This window comes from Castellaniella sp., assembly GCF_034007085.1.
Lineage (GTDB): Bacteria > Pseudomonadota > Gammaproteobacteria > Burkholderiales > Burkholderiaceae_B > Castellaniella.
On record NZ_JAVERO010000184.1, the window covers coordinates 1 to 3,361 of the forward strand.

3 protein-coding genes and 1 pseudogene are annotated in these 3,361 nt (G+C 69.0%); all 4 read left to right on the plus strand.

Annotated elements, in window-relative coordinates:
- A partial coding sequence (locus tag RBR29_RS11350) for a formate/nitrite transporter family protein (protein WP_320349368.1) occupies positions 1–523 on the plus strand: 523 nt, incomplete at its 5' end.
- Positions 524–559: 36 nt separating this feature from the next.
- The gene (gene nirB, locus RBR29_RS11355; protein WP_320349370.1) at positions 560–2,695 is read left to right on the plus strand and encodes a nitrite reductase large subunit NirB; all 2,136 of its coding nucleotides are present in this window, start codon (positions 560–562) and stop codon (positions 2,693–2,695) included.
- Between the two features lie 11 nt (positions 2,696–2,706).
- Positions 2,707–3,180 carry a nitrite reductase small subunit NirD gene (gene nirD / locus RBR29_RS11360; protein WP_320349371.1) on the plus strand — a complete coding sequence of 158 codons (474 nt, stop codon included), beginning with the start codon at positions 2,707–2,709 and terminating at the stop codon, positions 3,178–3,180.
- Between the two features lie 64 nt (positions 3,181–3,244).
- Positions 3,245–3,361, plus strand: a pseudogene (locus tag RBR29_RS11365) (SAM-dependent methyltransferase); the annotation flags it as partial.

Here is a 3,361-nt window from a genome sequence, read left to right on the forward strand (position 1 = left end):
CTGGATCGGCAATCTGTGCGGCGGCGCCGTGCTGGCGGGCCTGTTCATCATGGGCGGGGGCGGCGGGCTGCTGCACGATCCCCAGGGCCTGCTCATGAGCGTTGCCACCCAAAAAATGAACGGTGCTGCCGCCAGTCTGTTCGCCCGCGCCGTGCTGTGCAACTGGCTGGTGTGCCTGGCGGTCTGGATGTCGGCCCGCGTGTCTTCCGACAGCGCCCGCTGCATCGTCATCTTCTGGTGCCTGATGGCCTTCATCGCCAGCGGCTACGAGCACAGTGTGGCGAACATGACCCTGTTGCTGCTGGCCCTGGCTGGCAACCACCCGGAAACCGTGAGCCTGGGCGGCATGGCCTGGAACCTGGCCTGGGTGACGTTGGGGAACATCGTCGGCGGCGCAGTCTTCGTCGCCGGGGCATACCGGGTGGCTTCGCTGTCCCCAGTCAGCCGCCAGAGCCAGGCACCCGCCGCCGTCCTGGACGCCGATGCGCAACCCGCCCTGGATTCCCCCGCCGCGCGGCCCTGAGCCCCACCCAGCCACTGGATTTTTCTGGAGCACGACATGAACCCCATCGACCTGCCCGAATCGGCTTCGGGCCCTGACGCCGCGCCGCGCCTGATCCTCATCGGCCACGGCATGGTCGGCCACCGCCTGCTGGAAGAACTGACGCGCGAGGCGCACGGCTATGCCATCACCGTCCTGTGCGCAGAGCCCCACCTGGCCTACGATCGGGTGCGGCTCAGTCAATGTTTCGACGGTGCCGATGCGCAGGACCTGGCGCTGGCCGACGAAGCGTTCTTCCGCACACACGGCATCACCGTGCTGCGCAACACGCCCGCGGCCTGGATCGACCGCAAGCGGCGCCGCGTCCACCTGTCCGACACACAGTTCTTTGCCTACGACAAACTGGTCATCGCCACGGGGTCAAACCCCTTCATCCCCCCCATCGAAGGCGCGGATCGGCCCGGCTGCCTGCCCTACCGCACCCTGGAAGACGTGGCGGCCATCCGGGAATGCGCCGCAGGCAGCCGCAGCGGCGTGGTCATCGGCGGTGGCCTGCTGGGCCTGGAAGCGGCGCGTGCCCTGAGCGGCCTGGGCCTGGACACCCACGTCGTCGAGTTTTCCCCGCACTTGATGGCCGCACAGCTGGACGCCCCCGGCGGACGCCTGCTGCGCACGAAAATCGAAGCCCTGGGCATCCACGTCCACACCGGAAAGATGACCTCGGCCATCGGCGACGGCCTGCGTTCGCGGCATCGCCTGCGGTTTTCGGATGGCGATTTCCTGGAAACCGACATGGTGGTCTTTTCTGCCGGCATCCGCCCCTGCGACCGCCTGGCGCACAACTGCGGCCTGGTGATCGGCGAACGCGGCGGCATCGTGATCGACGCGCACTGCCGCAGTTCCGACCCTGCCGTCTACGCCATTGGCGAGGTCGCCAGCTGGCAGGGCGCGACCTTTGGCCTGGTGGCCCCCGGCTACGACATGGCGCGGGTCTGCGCGGCGCACCTGCTGGGCCGGGACAATCCCGTGTTCCAGGGCAGCCTGCCCAGCACCAAGCTCAAGCTGCTGGGCGTGGACGTGGGGTCCATCGGCGATGCCCACGGCCGCACCCCCGACAGTGTCAGCTGCGTGTTCGAAGACACGCTGGCCGGCACGTACCGCAAACTGGTCATGGACCCGCAGGGCAAGCGCCTGCGCGGCGCCGTGCTGGTGGGCGATACCAGCGCCTTCGGCCTGCTGGACCAGTATTTCAGCAACGGCCTGGATCTGCCCGCGCAACCTGCGGCGCTGATCGCGCCGCCCGCCAGTGCCACGCCCGCGCTGGGCGTGGATGCGCTGCCCGACAGCGCGCAGATCTGTTCCTGCAACCGGGTCAGCAAGGGGGCCCTGTGCCGCGCCATCGCCGACGGCTGCACGGCCCTGGGCGAACTGAAATCCCGCACCCGGGCGGGCACCACTTGCGGCGGCTGCATCCCCCTGGTCAAACAGGTGCTGGAAAGCGAACTGCAGCGCCAGGGCATCGCCGTGGACCGCAGCCTGTGTGAACATTTCCCCTACAGCCGCCAGGAACTCTATCACCTGATCCGCGTCCACGGCATCCGCGACTTCAAGACCCTGATCGCACGCCACGGCCAGGGCAAAGGCTGCGACCTCTGCAAGCCCACGGCAGCCTCGATCTTTGCCTCGTGCTGGAACGAATACGTGCTGGCGCCCCAGCATGCCCCCCTGCAGGACAGCAACGACGCCTACCTGGGCAATCTGCAGAAAGACGGCACCTATTCCGTGGTGCCGCGCATCCCGGGCGGGGAACTGCTGGCCTCAGACCTGGACGACGACACCCTGATCCGCATGATCGACCGATTCCTGATGCTGTACATCCGCACGGCCGACCGGCTGCAACGCACCGCCGCCTGGCGCGAAAGCCTGGAAGGCGGCCTGGACTACCTGAAGGACGTGATCGTGAACGACAGCCTGGGCCTGGGCGCGGAACTGGAAGCCCAGATGCAGGCCCTGGTGGACGCCTATGAATGCGAATGGGCCGCCACCCTGAAGGACGAACAGGCCCTGCGCCGCTTCCGTCCGCTGATCAACAGCGACGCGCCCGACGAGCACATCGTCCACGTGCGCGAACGCGGCCAGCCGCGCCCTGCCACCCCACTCGAACGCGCCGCGCTGGCCGCCCCCGTCGAATGAAGGAACCCACCATGAAACCATCGACCCACCGCCGCGCCAAGGGCGCGGCCTGGCACGGCACCCCAGGCCATGCGCTGCCGTCCGTCGCACCGGCCTTCGACGTCGCCCCAGAGGCGGCCTGGCAACCCATTTGCCGGCTGGACGAACTGGCCCTGGATACCGGCATCGCGGCCCGCGCCCATGGGTCTCAGATCGCCGTGTTCCTGACCGAGGCCGGCCTGTTCGCCCTGGACCACGTCGATCCATTTTGCGGTGCTGCGGTGCTGGCACGCGGCATCGTCGGCGACATCCAAGGCCATCCGGTCGTGGCCTCGCCCATGTACAAGCAGCATTTCCGCCTGGACACCGGCCAGTGCCTGGAAGACCCGACCGTGCGTGTGCGCCGCTGGCCGCTGCGCGTGGACGCCGACGGCGTCCTGCTCGTCGGCCGCCCCGAAACCCCTCATGCCCCGGAAACCCACCATGCCACCGACACTGCCGCCTGAGCCCCGGACCGTGCATTGCGCGCGGACTGCCCCCGGGCCAGATTTACCACCGGGACCAGCACCCGGCCACGTCTGGCTGGTGGGTGCCGGACCCGGCGACCCGGACCTGATCACCCTGCGCGGCCTGCGAGCCCTGCAGGCCGCCGACGTCGTGTTCCACGACCGCCTGTCCGCCCCGGCG